At 69.2% G+C, this 18357-nt stretch carries 15 protein-coding genes; 8 read left to right on the top strand and 7 right to left on the bottom strand.

Annotated elements, in window-relative coordinates; all coding sequences use genetic code 11:
• Positions 1-45: 45 nt before the first annotated feature.
• The 4 genes from AB5J62_RS36425 (at position 46) to AB5J62_RS36410 (ending at position 6037) form a co-directional block, all read left to right on the top strand.
• Positions 46-2046: a thioredoxin domain-containing protein gene (locus AB5J62_RS36425; RefSeq protein WP_370944574.1), complete on the top strand. Its 2001-nt coding sequence runs from the start codon at positions 46-48 to the stop codon at positions 2044-2046.
• 75 nt (positions 2047-2121) lie between these two features.
• The gene (locus tag AB5J62_RS36420; RefSeq protein WP_370944573.1) at positions 2122-2679 is read left to right on the top strand and encodes a hypothetical protein; all 558 of its coding nucleotides are present in this window, start codon (positions 2122-2124) and stop codon (positions 2677-2679) included.
• 93 nt (positions 2680-2772) lie between these two features.
• Entirely contained in the window at positions 2773-4164 is a 1392-nt protein-coding gene (locus AB5J62_RS36415) for a glycoside hydrolase family 28 protein (protein ID WP_370944572.1), read from the top strand.
• 64 nt (positions 4165-4228) lie between these two features.
• Positions 4229-6037, top strand: coding sequence for an acyl-CoA dehydrogenase (locus AB5J62_RS36410; protein WP_370944571.1), 1809 nt, complete (start codon positions 4229-4231; stop codon positions 6035-6037).
• On the opposite strand, the gene AB5J62_RS36405 is transcribed toward AB5J62_RS36410, so the two are convergent.
• Positions 5939-6706 (bottom strand): potassium channel family protein, encoded by a 768-nt coding sequence (locus tag AB5J62_RS36405; RefSeq protein ID WP_370944570.1) that lies wholly within the window; start codon positions 6704-6706, stop codon positions 5939-5941. The two genes, AB5J62_RS36410 and AB5J62_RS36405, sit on opposite strands and share 99 nt — an antisense overlap.
• A gap of 707 nt (positions 6707-7413) precedes the next feature.
• The gene (locus AB5J62_RS36400; RefSeq protein ID WP_370944569.1) at positions 7414-8085 is read right to left on the bottom strand and encodes a hemolysin III family protein; all 672 of its coding nucleotides are present in this window, start codon (positions 8083-8085) and stop codon (positions 7414-7416) included.
• Between the two features lie 103 nt (positions 8086-8188).
• On the opposite strand from AB5J62_RS36400, the gene AB5J62_RS36395 reads away from it, so the two are divergent.
• Positions 8189-8947 (top strand): isoprenyl transferase, encoded by a 759-nt coding sequence (locus tag AB5J62_RS36395; protein ID WP_370950430.1) that lies wholly within the window; start codon positions 8189-8191, stop codon positions 8945-8947.
• 119 nt (positions 8948-9066) lie between these two features.
• Here AB5J62_RS36395 and AB5J62_RS36390 read toward each other — a convergent pair whose 3' ends face one another.
• Positions 9067-9324 (bottom strand): hypothetical protein, encoded by a 258-nt coding sequence (locus AB5J62_RS36390; RefSeq protein ID WP_370944568.1) that lies wholly within the window; start codon positions 9322-9324, stop codon positions 9067-9069.
• Positions 9325-10032: 708 nt separating this feature from the next.
• Here AB5J62_RS36390 and AB5J62_RS36385 point away from each other — a divergent pair.
• Positions 10033-11322 (top strand): PhoH family protein, encoded by a 1290-nt coding sequence (locus tag AB5J62_RS36385; RefSeq protein ID WP_091289910.1) that lies wholly within the window; start codon positions 10033-10035, stop codon positions 11320-11322.
• Positions 11323-11368: 46 nt separating this feature from the next.
• Here the strand turns inward: AB5J62_RS36385 and AB5J62_RS36380 are convergent, their stop codons facing one another.
• Complete coding sequence (locus AB5J62_RS36380) at positions 11369-12808, bottom strand: GuaB1 family IMP dehydrogenase-related protein (protein ID WP_370944566.1); 1440 nt, start codon at positions 12806-12808, stop codon at positions 11369-11371.
• A gap of 35 nt (positions 12809-12843) precedes the next feature.
• On the opposite strand from AB5J62_RS36380, the gene AB5J62_RS36375 reads away from it, so the two are divergent.
• Complete coding sequence (locus tag AB5J62_RS36375) at positions 12844-13314, top strand: DUF309 domain-containing protein (RefSeq protein ID WP_370944564.1); 471 nt, start codon at positions 12844-12846, stop codon at positions 13312-13314.
• 184 nt (positions 13315-13498) lie between these two features.
• On the opposite strand, the gene AB5J62_RS36370 is transcribed toward AB5J62_RS36375, so the two are convergent.
• Both AB5J62_RS36370 and AB5J62_RS36365 read right to left on the bottom strand, forming a co-directional pair.
• Positions 13499-15877, bottom strand: a complete 2379-nt coding sequence (locus AB5J62_RS36370; RefSeq protein ID WP_370944563.1) for a helix-turn-helix domain-containing protein — start codon at positions 15875-15877, stop codon at positions 13499-13501.
• A complete protein-coding gene (locus AB5J62_RS36365) occupies positions 15868-16485 on the bottom strand; it encodes an MBL fold metallo-hydrolase (protein WP_370944562.1) in 618 nt (205 codons plus the stop codon). Before AB5J62_RS36365 ends, AB5J62_RS36370 begins: the two co-directional genes overlap by 10 nt.
• An 82-nt stretch (positions 16486-16567) precedes the next feature.
• On the opposite strand from AB5J62_RS36365, the gene AB5J62_RS36360 reads away from it, so the two are divergent.
• Complete coding sequence (locus AB5J62_RS36360; protein WP_370944561.1) at positions 16568-17779, top strand: NADH:flavin oxidoreductase/NADH oxidase family protein; 1212 nt, start codon at positions 16568-16570, stop codon at positions 17777-17779.
• Here the strand turns inward: AB5J62_RS36360 and AB5J62_RS36355 are convergent.
• On the bottom strand, positions 17776-18282 hold the full coding sequence (locus tag AB5J62_RS36355; RefSeq protein WP_370944560.1) for a hypothetical protein: 507 nt from the start codon (positions 18280-18282) through the stop codon (positions 17776-17778). The two genes, AB5J62_RS36360 and AB5J62_RS36355, sit on opposite strands and share 4 nt — an antisense overlap.
• Positions 18283-18357: the final 75 nt, after the last annotated feature.

Raw genomic sequence — 18357 nt, 5'->3', positions numbered from 1 at the left:
GGGTACGACAGTTTTGAGCGATGCGATCCGTGGGACCCTGAGCCCATGCCGAACCGCCTCGCGAGCGCCACGAGTCCCTACCTCCTGCAGCACGTCGACAACCCGGTCGACTGGTGGCAGTGGGGTCCCGAAGCACTCGCGGAGGCGCAGCGGCGCGACGTGCCGATCCTGCTGTCGGTCGGCTACGCCGCCTGCCACTGGTGCCACGTGATGGCGCACGAGTCGTTCGAGGACGAGGGCACGGCCGCGCTGATGAACGCGAACTTCGTCAACATCAAGGTAGACCGTGAGGAGCGTCCTGACATCGACGCTGTCTACATGGCGGCGACCCAGGCGATGACCGGCCAGGGCGGCTGGCCGATGACCTGTTTCCTCACCCCGGACGGGAAGCCGTTCCATTGCGGCACCTACTACCCGCCGACACCGCGCCAGGGCATGCCCTCGTTCTCGCAGCTGCTGGTCGCGGTCGCCGACGCCTGGAAGGACCGCCCTGACGAGCTGCGCGAGGGCGCCGGGCAGATCCTCGCACACCTCGCCGAGCGGACCGGGCCGCTGCCCGCGTCCACTGTGGACGCCGAAACGCTGAAGGGCGCGGCCGAGAAGCTGGCGGGTGACGTCGACCAGGTGCACGGCGGCTTCGGCGGCGCGCCGAAGTTCCCGCCGTCCATGGTGCTGGAGTTCCTGCTCAGGCACTACGAGCGCACCGGCTCGGTCGACGCTCTGTCCATTGTGGAGGATTCGGCGAGCGCGATGTCGCGTGGCGGCATCTACGACCAGCTGGCGGGCGGCTTCGCCCGCTACTCGGTCGACGCGGGCTGGGTCGTGCCGCACTTCGAGAAGATGTTGTATGACAACGCTTTGCTGCTCAGGCTCTACGCACACCTCGCGCGCCGGACCGGCGACGCGAACGCGCTGCGCGTCGCCAAGGGCTGCGGGACGTTCCTGCTCGGCGACCTCGCGACCCCCGAGGGAGGCTTCGCGGCATCGCTGGACGCCGACACGAACGGCGTCGAAGGCCTCACCTACGTCTGGACGCCCGCGCAGCTGCGTGAACACCTCGGCGACGAGGACGGCGTCTGGGCGGCGGAGCTCTTCGGCGTCACCGAGGAGGGCACGTTCGAGGAGGGCGTGTCGACGTTGCGCCTGCTCAGCGACCCGGACGACGACGAGCGCTTCGAGCGGATCCGCGGCACCCTGCTCTCCGTGCGCGCGGGCCGTCCGCAGCCGGGCAAGGACACCAAGGTCATCGCCTCCTGGAACGGCCTCGCGATCACCGCGCTGGCCGAGGCTGGCGTCGCGCTGGAGAACGAGCACTGGATCGGCGCCGCCTACCGGGCCGCGGAGCTGCTGGTCAGCGTGCATCTCGTCGACGGACGTCTCCGCCGCAGCTCACGCGACGGCGTCGTCGGCGACGCACACGGCGTGCTCGAGGACTACGCCTGCGTCGCGCAGGGCTTCCTCTCCTTGCACCAGGCGACGGCTGAAAAGCGATGGCTGACCGAGGCGGTGAAGCTGCTCGACTTCGCGCTCGCCAGGTTCGGCGTCGAGGGCGAGCCCGGCGCGTTCCACGACACCGCAGACGACGCCGAAGCCCTGGTCCAGCGGCCTGCCGACCCGACCGACAACGCCAGCCCGGCCGGTGCGTCAGCGCTGGCGGAAGCACTGCTCACGGCGTCGGCGCTGACCGGCGCGGAGCACGCCGCGCGCTACCGCGAAGCCGCTGAGCAGGCGTTGAGCCGCGTCGGGCAGCTGGCGGCGACGGTGCCCAGGTTCGCGGGGCACTGGCTGACCGTCGCCGAGGCCATGCAGTCCGGCCCGGTCCAGGTCGCCGTCGTCGGCCCCGAGCGCGAGGCGCTGGTCACCACGGCCGCTCGCGGCATCCACGGCGGCGGAATCGTGCTGGGCGGCGAGCCCGGCTGCGTCCCGCTGCTGCACGACCGCCCACTGATCGACGGAGCCGCAGCCGCATACGTTTGCCGTGGCTACGTCTGCGACCGCCCGGTCACCAGCGTCGAGGAGCTGGCGGAGGCTGTCCGCCGACGGTGAACGCGTCCCCTGATCTCGTGATTCCGGCGTAGCGTGAGTATCGATGTAATCATGTAATCGCCACTGGAGGAACTCATGGGACGAGGCTGGAAGGGCCGAGGCGGCTGGCAGCAGGGTGAGGTGCCTTCGGCGGACGACGCCGCGGGCTGGTTCGGCGGGCGCCTGCCCGACGGCTGGTTCACCGGCGCCGCCGAGGTCACCGTCGACCGCGAGGAGATCGTCGTCGTCGGCGAGCTGCCCGCGCTGACGGAGCAGTACGAGGACGACGCCGCGCGCGCCGCCGCCGAGTCGGGCCGGATCAGCCGGTTCCGCGAGGAGACCCGCGACGCGCGCATCGAGATCGCCAGGCAGGCCGAGCACCGCTACCAGCGCAAGGTCGCCTGGGGCGCGAAGATCGGCGGCACCACCGAGCTGTTCACGACGCTTTCGGCGCCCGTGATGACCCGGTTGCGCCAGCCGGAGCGCCTGGTGCTGGACACGCTGGTCGACTCGGGTGTCGCGCGCTCGCGGTCGGAGGCGCTCGCGTGGGCCGTCCGGCTCGTCGGCCAGCACGCCGACAGCTGGCTCGGTGAGCTGCGTGAGGCCATGTCGAAGGTCGACGATCTGCGGGCGAAGGGACCCGATCTCGGTTAGGTATGGACCAGCGGTGAGAAAACCGCCTACAGTTCTCGCGTGTGACTCCGCCGTCATGACAGCACGTTCCTTCGTATGGGAAAGAAGGCGTTCATGGACGGCAGGATCAACCGTCGGCAGCTGATCAAGGGCGGGCTCGCGGTGGCGGGCGCGGCGGTCGCCGCCCCGCTGCTGGCCCGTTCCGCCGCTGCGGCACCCGGCCAGTACACGGTCAGCGTCCCCGACCTGCCGTGGCCCGCGGCGAACCAGATCGTCGCGGAGACCAAGCTCCCCGTCTTCCCCGACGCGAAGTTCGACATCACCGCGTACGGCGCGAAGGGCGACGGCAGCACCGACAACACGGCCGCGATCAAGAAGGCGATCGACGCCTGCAACGCCGCGGGCGGCGGGCACGTGATCGTGCCGAAGGGCACCTTCCTCACGGGCGCCGTGTACCTCAAGAGCAACGTCGACGTGCACCTCGAAACCGGCTCGGTGCTGAAGTTCAGCGGCGACTCGTCGAAGTTCCCGACCGTGCTGACCCGGTACGAGGGCATCGAATGCATGAACCGCTCGCCGATGATCTACGCGTTCAAAGAGAAGAACATCGCGCTGACCGGCACCGGCACCCTCGACGCCAACAGCACCTCGTCGTGGAACAAGGGCACCGACAGGGCGTACCTGGAATCCTTGGTGTCCAAGGGAACCCCGCCGGAGAAGCGGATCGTGCCCGGCTCGGGGCACACCATGCGGTCGGCGTTCGTCGAGCCGTATTCGTGCGAGACCGTGCTGATCCAGGGCATCACGCTCAAGAACTCGATGTTCTGGCAGCTGCACCCGACGCTGTGCAAGAACGTCACGGTCGACGGCGTCACCACCGACGCGAGCACCGCGCACTCCAACACCGACGCGTGCGACCCCGAATCATGCGACCACGTGGTCATCGTGAACTCGAACCTGGGCGCGCACGACGACAACATCGCGATCAAGTCCGGCCGCGACGAGGACGGCCGCCGGGTCAACGTGCCGTGCCAGAACCTGGTGGTCGCCAACTGCGTCATGAACGGCAACTGGGGCGCGATCACCTGCGGCAGCGAGCAGACCGGCGGCATCCGCAACGTCTACGCGTACAAACTCACCGTGAAGGGTGAAACGAAGTTCGCGCTGTACGTGAAGTCGAACACGAAGCGTGGCGGTTTCTCGGAGAACATCAACCTGGACAGCATTTCCGGGACCTTCGCTCGCTCGATCGCGTACGTCTTGCCGACCTACAACAGCCAGACGGGTAACAACATCCCGTCGTTCGGGCCGTTCACCATCACCAACTCGTCGGCGACCAAGTGCGGGCAGATGGTGTTCAACGTCAGCGGGCTGTCGAACTCGCACGTGCACGGGTTCACCGCGACGAACTGCAAGTTCACCGGTGTCGCCGACACGAAGAACGTGCTGAAGAACATCGACGGCCTGAAGTTCACGAACGTGACCATCAACGGAAAACCGATCTAGGTCACACTGCGGTTTTCCCGGTCGTGCGGCAGGGTAACTCTGCCGCACGACCTTGGGAGGCGCTGTGCCCGATCCGCTGACGACAGTCCTTGACGGCCGCTGGGCCGAAATCCGCCTGGCCGCGCGTGCGCATGTCGCCGACTTCGGGGACGTGCCAGCCCCGGCCGACCTGAGTGTCGAGGCGCACCGTGCCCAGGTGCTCGAGCAGCTCAAGTCATTGGCGAAGACGGATCTGCCCGCGCTGGGCTTCGACGCCGAGTACGGCGGCAAGGCGGACGTGGGCGGTGCCGTCACCGCGTTCGGGATGCTCGGTTTCGGCGACCTGTCGCTGATGGTCAAGGCCGGTGTCCAATGGGGACTGTTCGGCGGCGCCGTGCAGCTGCTGGGCACCGCGCGGCACCACGAGCGGTATCTGCGCCAGATCATGAGCCTCGACCTGCTGGGCTGCTTCGCGATGACCGAGCACGGGCATGGCTCCGACGTCCAGCACCTGCGGACGACGGCGACGTTCGAGGACGGCTCGTTCGTCATCGACACCCCCGACGCGTCGGCCAAGAAGGAGTACATCGGCAACGCCGCGCGCGATGGTGAGATGGCGGTCGTGTTCGCGCAGCTCATCACGGGCGGCGAAACCCGTGGCGTGCACGCGTTCCTGGTGCCGATCCGGGTGCCGGGCGTGACCATCGAGGACTGCGGGCGCAAGGCGGGCCTCAACGGTGTCGACAATGGACGGTTGTCGTTCGACAACGTCCGCGTGCCAAGGGAAGCGCTGCTGAACCGATTCGCCGACGTCGCCGAGGACGGCACGTATTCGAGCCCGATCGAGAGCGACAACCGGCGCTTCTTCACGATGCTCGGCACGCTGATCCGCGGCCGGGTGAGCGTCGCGGGCAGCGCGGGCGCCGCGACCGAGCGGGCGCTGACCCTCGCCGTGCGGTACGCGGAAGGCCGCCGGCAGTTCTTCAAGCCGGGCGGTGACGAGGTCGTCCTGCTCGATTACCTCGCGCACCAGCGAAAGCTGCTGCCCGCACTGGCGAAGTCGTACGGCCTCCACTTCGCGCAGGAGGACCTCGTCGCCAAGCTGAACGACATCGGCGCCGACGCGCCAGAGGAAGAACAACGCGAGCTGGAAGCGCGCGCCGCCGGTCTCAAGGCCGTGGCGACCTGGCACGCGACGTCGACCATCCAGACCGCCCGCGAAGCGTGCGGCGGCGCGGGCTACCTCGCGGAGAACCTGCTGGCCGACCTGAAGGCGGACACGGACGTGTTCACGACCTTCGAAGGCGACAACACGGTGCTGCTGCAGCTCGTCGCGAAAGGCCTGCTGACCAGCTACAAGGAGCACTTCGAGGAGCTGAGCCCGGTCGCGGTGGCCCGGTTCGTCGTCGAGCAGTTCGTCGACTCGGTCAGGGAGAAGGCCCCCGTGCTCCGAGGTGCCGACGCCGACGCGCTGCTCGACCGTGACTGGCAGCGCAAGCTGTTCGAAGAGCGGGAAGAGCACGTCATCGACAGCCTCGCCCGCCGCCTGCGGAAAGCGGGGGAAGCCCCGTTCGACACCTTCAACGCGGCGCAGGATCACGTGCTGCGCGCGGGCCGCGCGCACGTCGAGCGCCTGGTCCTGGAGTCGTTCGCCGCGCGTGCCGACGACCCGCTGCTGTCGAAGGTCTGCGACCTCTACGCCTTGTCAAGCATCGAAGCCGACCGAGCGTGGTTCCTGGAGCACGGCCGTCTGACACCCTCGGGCTCGAAGGCCGTGACCGCGGCCGTCAACAGGCTATGCGCGGAACTCCGCCCGGACGCCAGGCGGCTGGTGGACGCCTTCGCCGTTCCCGAGCAGTTCCTGGCCGCGCCCATGCTCGATGATCTCGCGTAGCTCGGCGATCTGCCTGCCCAGCTCGTTGAGATGCTCACGGGTGACGGCCTGCGCCGTCTCCTCGGCCTCCGCGACCCGGCGGATCAGCCACGACGCCAGCGTCGCGGTGACCACACCGAGCAACGCGATCCCGGCCATCATCAGCCCGACCGCGATGATCCGCCCGGTGTGCGTGACCGGGTAGCGGTCCCCGTAGCCGACGGTCGTCACCGTGGTGATCGCCCACCACACGGCATCCGGGAAGTCCTTGATCGTCGGGCTTTCCGCGCCCCGCTCGGCTTCGAGCACCGCCAGCGCCGCGCAGAACACGATCATCGCGGTACTTCCGACGGTGTAGACGACGACGCGGCCCCGCAGCGAGAGCGCCGCGCTGCGGTTGAGGATGTTGAGCACCGCGACCAGGCGCAGCAGCCGGAGCTGGCGGATCAGCGGGAGCACGATGATCAGCAGATCGAGGACGTGCTCTTTGAGGAACGTCTTCTTGTCGCCTGCCAGATACAGGCGGACGGCGTAGTCGAAGGCGAAGAGCGCCCAGGAACCCCAGGTGATGATTTCGAACCAGAGCCGGGCGGTCGCGCCGAGTGTGGGATCGAGGATCGGCCAGGCGTAGGCGGCGAGGAACAGTAGCGCAGCGAGGTTGAGCGGCCACTCCATGCGCTTTTCCCACATCGGCCCGCTCCTTCTCGTTTGTCAGGTAACGCGATCCGGCGCGCTTCCGTTACGTCCGAGAAGGACAGTCGTGAGTGATGCGGCCGGGTGAGGGCCTCCCTCACCCAGCCAGCCCGCAGGGTTCCGGCAAAGTTGCTCGTCGCGAAGCGCACAAACGCCACTCTTGTGAAGCTGAGCGAAACATAAGCCCCGTTCGTTCCTCTCAAGTCGACCCGAAGGTCTACACAAAAGGGACAAAAGTAGACAAGTTGCACGAAGTTGAGTCCTTTGTGGACGCGTGCCTGCGTGCGGCCGCGGCGGGCCAGATGGGTTGATCCACGTGAACGAGGCGTTCGCAACGATGAGCTTCGTGAACGCCTCGTTCACTCCTTCGGAGTTGCCCGCCAATCCGCGCAAAAGCGACATCGTTGGACGAATGGTAGGGCGATTGGTTCGGTGTGGACATTCGCTCGGGCCTGGGCTGACGATCGCGGATCTTCCCCGGACCCTGCGGTCAACCCGAGTGAAGGAGGCCCTCACCCGGTCGGCCCGAGTGAGGGAGGCCCTGACTCGAAATATCGGGTCAGGGAGGCCCTGACTTGGTGGCCTCGAGTGAGGGAGGCCCTGACCCAGCCGGGGAGCGCGCGACCGGTGCGCGAGGCAGCAAAAAGGGTCGTGAGTGATGCGGCCGGTTCTAACCGGCGGGAACACTCACGACCCTGGGCGGGCTAGGAGTACATGGCCAGCCAGATGGCGATGTAGTGCGAGGTCGCCGCCAGCACCGTGCAGGCGTGGAAGTACTCGTGGTACCCGAAGGTGTCCGGCCAGTGGTTCGGCCACCGCGAGGCGTAGAAGATCGCGCCCACCGTGTAGAACAGGCCACCCACGCACAGCAGGACCAAAGCGGCGATCCCGGCATGCTCGGCCAATTCGGGCAGTACGAAGACCGCGACCCAGCCGAGCGCGATGTAGATGGGGACGCCGAGCCAGCGGGGCGCGTGCGGCCAGAGCATCTTCAGCGCGACGCCGGCGATGGCGCCGCCCCAGACGACCGCGAGGACGATGTAGCCCGCCGGTTGTGACATGGCCAGCAGGCCGAACGGCGTGTAGGTGCCCGCGATGAACAGGAAGATCATCGAGTGGTCGGCGCGCTTCATCCACTTGTACGCGCGGGGGCTCCAAATGCGACGGTGGTAGAGCGCGCTCACGCCGAACAGGCCGAGCACGGTCAGGCCGTAGATCGAGGTGGCCAGTGCCGCACGGGCGGACACTGTGGACGCGGCCAGCGAGATCAGCGTGGCGGCGCCCGCGACGGCGATGAAGAAAGACCAGAAGTGGATGTGTCCCCGCAGGCGGGGGCGCGTGTCTACTACGGGATCGGTCTCGGTCGCTACAGTCACTCATCCAGGTTACGGGACCGTAGGTTCAATGGCAGTACTCGTGGCGAGTCACACTAGACAGATTGAGTGCGTAGGCTCTCCGGGCGTGAGTCTCCGGTCCTTCATGTCCAGCATCGTCTACAGCGCCTACGGGCGGCGGCTGATCCAGCAGGCCGCCGGCAGGCATCCCCGGCATATCGCCATCATGCTCGACGGTAACCGCAGATGGGCGAGAGAAGCGGGCTTCACCGACGTCGCGGACGGGCATCGGGCGGGCGCGCAGAAGATCTCCGACTTCCTGCTCTGGTGCAACGAGGCCGAGGTCGAGGTGGTCACCATGTGGCTGCTGTCGACCGACAACCTCAGCCGCCCCGCCGAAGAGGTCGGGCCGCTGCTGCAGATCATCGCCGACGTCACCGAGGAGCTGGCCAAGCCGGAAAACCCCTGGCAGCTGCGTATCGTCGGGGCGCTCGACCTGCTGCCGGACGACATCGCGAAGCGGCTCGTCACGGCCGCGGAGCGGACCGAGGACCGCAAGGGCATGGAGGTGAACGTCGCCGTCGGGTACGGGGGGCGGCAGGAGATCGCCGACGCGGTCAAGAAGCTGCTGCTCCAGCAGGCCGACGAGGGCACGTCGATCAGGGAGCTCGCGAAGATACTGGACGTCGACCACATCTCGGAGCACCTGTACACCTCGGGGCAGCCGGACCCGGACCTCATCATCAGGACCTCGGGGGAGCAGCGGCTTTCCGGATTCTTGCTCTGGCAGTCGGCGCACTCGGAATTCTGGTTCACGGAGGCCTACTGGCCCGCATTCCGCCGTGTCGACTTCTTGCGTGCGATGCGTGATTACGCTTGGCGACACCGCCGGTTCGGTAACTGATTCACCGCTGCGCGCCGCATCGTGAAACGGTTTCCGGTAACACTGTTACCGGAAACCGTGAACGAATACGAAAAGGGCCCCCGGGCGTGTGCCCGGGGCCCCGCTTTTCAGCTAAGCGCTCAGTGCTTGCTCAGCGAGTGGAGGATCAGCGCCGGGGTGTTGGCGATGCCGGTGTAGGCACCCGCGACCACGGCGGCCGCGCCGTAGCCCAGCGCGCCACCGCCATCCATGAACCAGGAGGCGGCGTCGCCGAACGTCGGCCAGTCGTCGCTGTGGGTCGCGGCGGCGGGCTCGCCGGCCGGAGCGGCCAGGGCCGTCCCGCCGAAGACCGACAGGCCAATTGCAGTAGCGGCAACGATGCCAGCAACCTTCTTCACTATGCACACACTCCTAGATTGAGAATCGGGGTCCGGGGCACCGGAGGTCCGGTGGTGTGTCCCGCAACACGAAAATTACTAGCGAATCCCCCGTCATGCTGCTCCGATGACACCATTGTGTGAGCCTGAAATGGATTACTTCACTCGCCCGGGTTCAATTTCGGCGCGTAAGAATGCGGCCATGATCGTCACGTGATAACGCCCGTTTACCGCAATTGTTTACACAAGTGTCCCATGATCCATTCGAACGAGTGTTCCCGGTACGGGTGATCCATCACGCAGGGTAACTTCCACCCGTGGTTGATGTCCCGCGACCAACAGTGAGATGACAGTTCGGCGAATCACCTGTGTGGCTCCATGCACGAAAACCTGAACGCAGGTAACTTTCGCAGTGAGGGTTCGCGTCCCATGCGGATCCTCGCGGGAGGCCCTGGTCGTGGCTGTGGCAGATCGGGTGGCGAAGCCACTCATGAAGCGCGCGAGGGGGCCGGCACCCGGCCCTCGTGGCCGTACGACCTGACAAAGCGTCAGGGAGAACGGACAGCCAGGGAAGTGCCCGGCCCAGCGAGTGGCGGGCGTGGTGCCCACGCCCACGAGGGAGATGCCGTCGTGACTGCGCAGCGTTTACCCCGCAAGGCCTCTGGCCGTTCTTCTACCGGTGCCGTCGGCACTGAGAAAGCCTCATCCGAGTCCCAGCCGCACACCTATGTGCTCGACACGTCGGTACTGCTTTCAGACCCGTGGGCAGTGACCCGATTCGCCGAGCACTGTGTGGTGCTTCCGCTCGTCGTCATCAGTGAACTGGAGGCGAAACGCCACCACCCCGAACTGGGCTGGTTCGCCCGTGAAGCCCTGCGCATGCTCGATGACCTGCGCCGTCAGTACGGCAGGCTCGACGCGCCGCTCCCGATCGGGGAGGAGGGCGGCACCATCCAGGTCGAGCTGAACCACACCGACCCCTCGGTGCTGCCGGTCGGCTTCCGCACTGATTCGAACGACCACCGCATCCTCGCCTGCGCGCTGAACCTGGCCGTGGAGCGTCCCGGTGTCACCCTGGTGACGAAGGACGTCCCGCTGCGGGTCAAGGCGGGCGCGGTCGGCCTGGACGCGGACGAGTATCGCGCCCAGGAGGTCACGCCGTCCGGCTGGACCGGGATGGCCGACGTCGACGCGCCGCAGACGCTGCTCGACGCGCTGTTCCACACCAGCTCGGTCGACCCGGTCGAGTTCGGCCTGGACGAGGTCGCCGAGATGCCCTGTCACACCGGGCTGCGGCTGCTCGCGGGCAGCTCCAGCGCGCTGGGGCGGGTCACGGCCGACAAGCGGATCCGGCTGGTGCGTGGTGAGAAGGAGGCGTTCGGGCTGCACGGCCGGTCGGCGGAACAGCGCGTGGCGCTGGACCTGCTGCTCGACTCCGACGTCGGCATCGTGTCACTCGGCGGGCGCGCGGGCACCGGCAAGTCGGCGCTGGCGCTGTGCGCTGGCCTCGAATCGGTGATGGAACGGCGCGCGCACCGCAAGGTCGTCGTGTTCCGGCCGGTCTACGCGGTCGGCGGGCAGGACCTCGGCTACCTTCCCGGCTCCGAGAGCGAGAAGATGTCGCCGTGGGCGCAGGCGGTGTTCGACACCCTCGGCGCGCTGGTCAGCCAGGACGTGCTGGACGAGGTCTTCGACCGCGGGATGCTCGAGGTGCTGCCGCTCACGCACATCAGGGGCCGCTCGCTGCACGACACGTTCGTCATCGTGGACGAGGCGCAGTCGCTGGAGCGCAACGTGCTGCTGACCGTCCTCTCGCGACTCGGCACCGCGTCGCGAGTGGTCTTGACGCACGACGTCGCGCAGCGGGACAACCTGCGGGTCGGGCGCCATGACGGCGTCTCGGCGGTCATCGAGAAGCTGAAGGGCCACCCGCTCTTCGCGCACGTCACCCTCACTCGCTCCGAGCGCTCGCCGATCGCGGCGCTGGTGACCGAGATGCTGGAGGACCACGGCGCATAGAAACGGGATAAAGCGGGCTTTACTCCGCGGAGTAAAGCCCGCTTTATCACCAGCCTGAAGGCAGCGGGCGCCCCTCGGCGAAGCCCGCCGCGCTCTGCACGCCCAGCGTGGCCTTGGTGTGGAACTCCTCGAGCGAGCGCGCACCCGCGTAGGTGCACGAAGAGCGCACGCCGGCGCAGATCGAGTCGAGCAGGTCCTCGACGCCGGGGCGCTGCGGGTCGAGCGCCATCCGTGAAGCCGAGATGCCTTCCTCGAACAGCGCCTTGCGTGCCCGGTCGAAGACGTTGTCGGTCCGCGTCCGCGCGCCGACGGCCCGCTTCGACGCCATCCCGAACGACTCCTTGTACGGCCGCCCGTGCTCGTCGTAGCGCAGGTCGCCCGGTGATTCGTGGGTGCCCGCGAACCACGAGCCGACCATCGCGGCCGACGCGCCCGCGGCCAGCGCCAGCGCGACGTCACGCGGGTGCCGCACGCCACCGTCCGCCCAGACGTGTTTGCCAAGCTCACGGGCGGCTGCGGCGCATTCGGCCACGGCCGAGAACTGCGGCCGCCCGACGCCGGTCATCATCCGCGTCGTGCACATCGCGCCCGGCCCGACGCCGACCTTGATCACGTCGGCGCCCGCGTGGATCAGGTCGCGGGTGCCCTCGGCGGTGACGACGTTGCCCGCCACCACGGGGACGCGCGGGGAGACCGACCGGACCGCCTTCAGCGCGGCGATCATCTTCTCCTGGTGCCCGTGCGCGGTGTCGACCACGAGCACGTCGACGCCTGCCGCGAGCACCGCCTCGGCCTTCGCGGCGACGTCGCCGTTGACGCCGACGGCCGCCGCGACGCGCAGCCTGCTGTTGGCGTCGACCGCGGGCGCGTACATCTCCGCGCGCAGCGCTCCGACGCTGGTCAGCACGCCCGCGAGCCTGCCGTCGGCGTCGACGCCCAGCGCCAGCCTGGCGCCGTGGTCGTGCAGCCGCTCGAAGACCTCGCGCGGCGCGGTGTCCAGCGGCAGCGTGACGGCCGCGGGCTCGGCCACCTCGGCGAGCCTGGCGAAGCGGTCGACGCCCGCGCAGGCGCTCTCGTCGACGACGCCGACGGGCCTGCCGTTGTCGTCGACGACCACGACCGCGCCGTGCGCCCGCTTGCTCACCAGGTTCAGCGCGTCGGCGACGGCGTCACCGCCGGTCAGCACGACGGGGGTGTCCCACACGGTGTGGCGGCTCTTCACCCAGGCGACGATGTCGTGCACGGCGGCCGGGTCGACGTCCTGCGGCAGCACCACCAGGCCGCCCCGGCGGGCGACGGTCTCGGCCATCCGGCGGCCCGCGACGGCGGTCATGTTGGCCACCACGATGGGAATGGTCGCGCCCGTTCCGTCCACAGTGGACAGGTCGACGTCGAACCGCGACTCGACGTCCGAGCGGCCCGGCACGAGGAACACGTCGTCGTAGGTCAGGTCGTGAGCTGGGGTATGTCCATCAAGAAAGCGCACGAGTCACCACTGTAACCGCATGGCAGACTCGAAGCATGGCCGACCGCGATCGTGACGAAGTGGGACGGGCTCGTAACGCCAGGCCACGGGACGGCCTCGGCAGGCCGCTCCCGTACGACGCCGAGGGGGTCGAGCGCCAGCCGGAGGGCGTCGAGCGGACCCCGGACCAGGCGCTGGCCGAGGCGCAGCGGCTGCTCGACGACGGCAAGCCGTTCCACGCGCACGAGGTGTTCGAGGACTCGTGGAAGTCCACCGACGGTCCCGAGCGCGAGCTCTGGCGCGCGCTCGCCCAGCTGGCGGTCGGGCTGACCCACATCGCGCGCGGCAACGGCGTCGGCGGCGCCGCGCTGCTGCAGCGTGGTTCGGAGAACCTGGAGCCGTTCGCGGCCGAGCCGCCGCACGGCGTCGACATCGCGGGCCTGCGGCGGTGGGCGGCCGGGCTGATCGGCGAGGCGAAGGTGAAGGCCAGGCCGGAGCCGGTCGCGCCCAGACTCCGGCGAGGGTGACAGAGCGGAGGATGGGAGGCGGTCCACCCTCCGCTCTTCTGGCCCGGCCGCGGTGCGCCTGTCAACCCACGACGGACCAGGTGGGGGGTTCCGGTCCGGCGGAGCGCACGGCGGCCTCGCACTGTCGAGTTCACACCGGAGACGGCCGGAAGCCCACGAGGAACGACCGGCAAGTTCCGCCTGGTCAGAAACTGCCGGTCTCGGCGCGCAGCTCTTCGGCCAGCGCACGCGTCTCGGTGGTGCCCCACGCGAGACAGAATTCGAGCGCGTTGAGCCGGTTCTCGGTGGCCAGCTCGGTCTCGCCGAGCCGGTCGAGCACCGCGGCGAGGTCACGCTGTGCCCGCACCCGCTGATGCCCGGCGCCGGTCTCGCGCAGCAGCCTGACCGCGGCGGTCAGCTCCGCGCGGGCGGCTTCGAGGTCGCCGATGCCGGACAGCGCGGAGCCGATGCCGTACCGGGCGCGTGCCTCGCCGCTGCGCATGCCGCCGGCGCGGAACAGGCCGACGGCTTCGGTGAACACCGCGAGCGCCTGTTCCCACTCCTCCCGTGCGCGCAGCGCGTTGCCCAGCGGGAGCAGCCGGTGCGCGAGCAGGATGGCGCCGCCGCCGGTCTCCGGGTGGTGCTCGGGGCGGCGGAAGAACGCGACCGCGCGCCGGTGCGTGTCGATGGCCTCGTCCGGCCTGCCCTCGGCGAGCAGCAGGGTCGCCCGCGCCGACCTGGCGATGTGCTCGCCGAGTGGGTCGGCGCCCGCGAGGAACCGCTCGATGGCCTGGTCGATGGTCGCCGCCGCGGCGGCGAGGTCGCCGATGGACCGGTCGAGCGAGGCGAGGTAGAACAGCGACCAGCCCGCTTCGGCGTGCTCGCCCGCCTGGTCGCTCGCGGCGAGCGCGAGCCTGCACAGCCGAACGCCCTCCTCGCGCCGTTCGAGCAGCACGCCGACCGCCCAGCCGAACAGGTTCAGCTGCACCGCCTCGTCGCGGGCGCTGCCGATCGCCCGCGCGGAGGCGACGCCGATTTCGAAGACCTCCGGCCAGATCTCGGGCGCGACACCGAGATCGGAGTACCAGTGCATCGCCTCGGTCAGCGCGAGCACCGTGTCATGCCGCTCTTCCCGGGCGGCGACGCGTAACGCGGCGACCCAGTCGTGCTGCCTGCTCTGCAACCAGGCCAAGGCTTCCTGGCGCGTCCGTATGTCCGCAATAGGTCCTGATTGGACAGTCCTATGTGGAGCAAGGGTTGGTGGCAGGAACATCAGTCCCGCCTTGGTGGCGCTGGTGAGCAGCCAGTCGGTGAACCGGCGCTGGGCCTGCTCGTGCGGATCGTCGGCGAGCAGCGCACGCGCGAAGGCGTGGAGCAGATCGTGGAACTCGTAGTGCCGGTCGGACGCCATCGGGGTGAGCAGGCTGGCGTCCGCGAGCTCCTCGATCGCGTCCGCCGCGACGCATTCGGGCAGCTGGGCGACGACGGCCGCCACCTCGGCCGACAGCTCGCCGTCGACCAGCGCGAGCCTGCGGAACACGGTCGCGGCCTGCTCGCTGAGCTGCCGGTACGACACGTCGAACGCCGCGCGCACCCGCAGGTCACCGGCTTCCAGCGCGGGAAACCGGCTCTCGCCGAGCCGGTCGGCGAGCTGCCGGATCGACCAGCGCGGCCTGCTCGCCAGCTGGTTGCCCGCGATGCGCAACGCCAGCGGCAGCCTGCCGCACAGCTCGGCGACCTGGGCGGCGGCCAGCGGCTCCCGGTCGATCCGCGCCTGCCCGGCGATGCTGGCCAGCAGGTCGATCGCCTCGTCGCCGTCCAGCCCGTCCAGCGTCTGCCACGCCGCCGACTCCAGCCCGGTCAGCCCGCGCCTGCTGGTGATGATCGTGAACGAACCGGGCATCGTCGCGGCCAGCGGCCGGGCCTGTGCCTCGTCCGCGGCGTTGTCGAGCAGCACCAGCACCGGCCGTTCCCGTTGCAGCGCACGGTAAAGCGGCACGAGGTCGTCGAGCTGCTGCGGCAGCTGGTCCTCTTCGACGCCGAGCGCGCCGAGCAGCCGTCGCAGCAGCTGCGGCGGCGCGGGCGGCTGTTCGGCGAGCCCGTCCAGCTCCAGGAAGAGGAAACCGCCGGGGAAGATCGACGCGAGCGTGGTGCCCGCGCGGATCGCCAGGCTCGTCTTGCCGATGCCGGGCGGGCCGGTGAGCACCGCGATCGAGGTCACCGGGTCCTTGCCGAGTTCGACCAGCCAGTCGAGCTCGGCGTCACGGCCCGCGAAGTCGCCGATCGCGCACGGCGGTTCGCACAATGCCTTGGTGAAGGCGGGAAACGCGTTCTCCTGGCCGGTCCTGGCGGTTTTCGCGATGCGGTGGATGAGCAGCCGCTCGGCCGACCCGAGCCCGGCCGCCGTCACCAGCGCTTCGACGGTGCGCCGCTGCGGCGCGCGGGCGCGGCCCCGTTCGAGGTCGCTGATCGCGCGCACGCTGATGCCCGAGCGTTCCGCGAGCTCTTCCTGGGTCAGGTTCGCGGTGCGCCTGGCGACGCGGAGCAGTTCGGCCAGATCCGGGGACAAACGGCTCAGTCCCACCCGGTCGAGGCGGCCTTCTCGGCGCCGATCGTCGTGCTCTCACCGTGGCCGGTGCGGACCTCGGTGCTGTCGGGCAGCGCGAAAAGCTTGTCGTGGATGGACTTCACGATCGTCGGATAGTCCGAATAGGACCGTCCGGTGGCGCCGGGGCCGCCGTGGAACAGCGTGTCGCCGGTGAAGAGCACGCCGAGATCCGGCACGTGGAGGCAGACCGCGCCCGGCGCGTGACCGGGGGTGTGCAGCACCCGCAGCTCGGTGCCCGCGACGGTCAGCGTCTGGCCGTCGGTGAGTTCGCCGTCCGGCGCGCGGCCTGGATGGGTGAGATCCCAGAGCACCCGGTCCTCGCGGTGCAGCAGGATCGGCGCGCCGGTGCGCTCGGCGAGCGCGGGCGCGGCGTTGACATGGTCGTTGTGCGCGTGGGTGCTGACGATCGCGACGAGCTCGCGGTCGCCGATCACGTCGGCGATGGCCTCGGCGTCGTGCGCCGCGTCGATGACGATGACCTCGCTGTCGTCGCCGATCAGCCAGACGTTGTTGTCGACGGCCCAGCTGCCGCCGTCGAGTTCGAAGGTGCCCGAGGTGACCACGTTCTGTACCACTGCCGTCATAAATATGACTTTAGCGACCGCTTGACATACCGGCGGTATGTACTGAACAGTAGACTTACTGCCGGTAAGAAAGGGGTTCGCGATGCTGGCCGAACCGTTCGAGCTGCGCTGTGGCGCCGTGCTGCCGCACCGGATCGTGAAGTCGGCGCTGAGCGAGCAGCTCGGCGACCGCCGCAACCGGCCGAGCGCCGAGCTCATCTCCCTCTACCGGACCTGGGCGCGAGGCGGCGCGGGCGCGCTGATCACCGGAAACGTCATGGTCGACCCGGCCGCGCTCGGCGAGCCGCGCAACGTCGCGATCCCCGTCGTGGCCGATCCCGTCGACTACAAACCGTGGGCCGAATCGGTCGCGGGCACCGGCGCGCAGCTCTGGGTGCAGCTCAATCACCCCGGCAGGCAGAGTCCTCGCTTCCTTTCGCGGCAGCCGGTCGCGCCTTCGGCGGTCCCGTTCGGCGACCGCGGCATCCGCTCGGTCTTCGCGACGCCGCGCGCGCTGACCTCGGAGGAGGTCGAGGCGCTCGTCGAGCGGTTCGTGCTGGCGGCACTGACCTTCGCCGACGCCGGGTTCGCCGGCATCCAGCTGCACGGCGCGCACGGCTACCTGATCTCGCAGTTCCTTTCCCCGCTGACGAACCAGCGCACCGACGAGTGGGGTGGCGACGCCGTGCGCAGGCGCCGGTTCCTGCTGGAACTGGTCCGCCGCATCCGCGCCGAACTGCCCGCGCGCGTGCCGCTGTCGGTGAAACTGAACAGCGCGGACTTCCAGCGCGGCGGTTTCACCGAGGACGAGTCGCTCGAGGTCGTGCGCGAGCTCGGTGAGGCCGGGCTCGACCTGCTGGAGATTTCCGGCGGCACCTACGAAAAGGCCGCGATGATGGGCGTGACGCGCGAGAGCTCGGTGCGCCGCGAGGCCTATTTCCTCGACTACGCCGCGAAAGCGCGCAAGGTCTCCGATGTCGCGTTGATGGTCACCGGCGGGTTCGCCACGGTCGCGGGCATGAACGAGGCGCTGCGGTCCGGCGCGCTCGACGTGATCGGGCTCGGCAGGCCGATGATCGTCGACCCCGAGCTGCCCCGGCGGCTGCTCGGCGGCGAGGACGTCCGCGCGGAACGGCTGTGCCCCAAGACCGGGATCCGGCTGGCCGACAGCCTCCTCGAAATCCAGTGGCACACCCAGCAAATGCACCGCGTGGCCGCCGGGAAGCCGGTCGACCCGCGGCGCGGCGCCTGGCGGTCGCTGGTCACCGCGGGCGTCAACGACCCTCTCAACGCCTTCCGCCGCGTGCGAGGCTAAATCCCGTGTTCCCAGATCGAGGTCTGGGCCTGTTCCGCGCGGATTCGCCAGCTCTGACGGCGGAATCGGAGTACGACGGCGCCGAGCAGCGCGCTGCTCAGCACCGCGGCGACCGCGGCCAGCACGAGATCGTCCGCCCGCACCATGACCGAGACCAGCGCCATCCCGGCGAGCACCACGACGGCCGCGAGCAGCGTGCCCGTGCCCCGCGGATGCCAGATCCAGCTTTCGCCTTCGGTCACCTCGCGCAGCAGCCCGTTCGCGGCCTGGACCAGCGCGGGATCGTCGACCTGGAGCGCGAGCACCCGCCGCGCGGCGTGGCCGCAGGCGTCGCGCTGGGCCTGCGTGGTCATCACCAGCTTGCCGTCCCTGGTGACGCTGCAGGCGGCGCACGCCTGGTCGTAGAGCGCGGCGGCCAGCCGCAGCCGGAGTTGTCGATCAAAAGGGCTGACGGTTAATAACCGTTCCAGTTCGTGAATCGTTTGCGAATCGTCTTCGGGCACCCCGAAACCTCCTTCAACCGTTACCTGGGCCGGTCAGTTCCGCATGATACGGTCTGCAAATTGCAAAAGGGGAAT

Origin of the sequence: Amycolatopsis sp. cg5 (assembly GCF_041346955.1) — a bacterium.
Classification (GTDB): domain Bacteria; phylum Actinomycetota; class Actinomycetes; order Mycobacteriales; family Pseudonocardiaceae; genus Amycolatopsis.
Note: the sequence above shows the minus strand (reverse complement) of the source record. Positions and strands in the feature narration are given on the sequence as shown.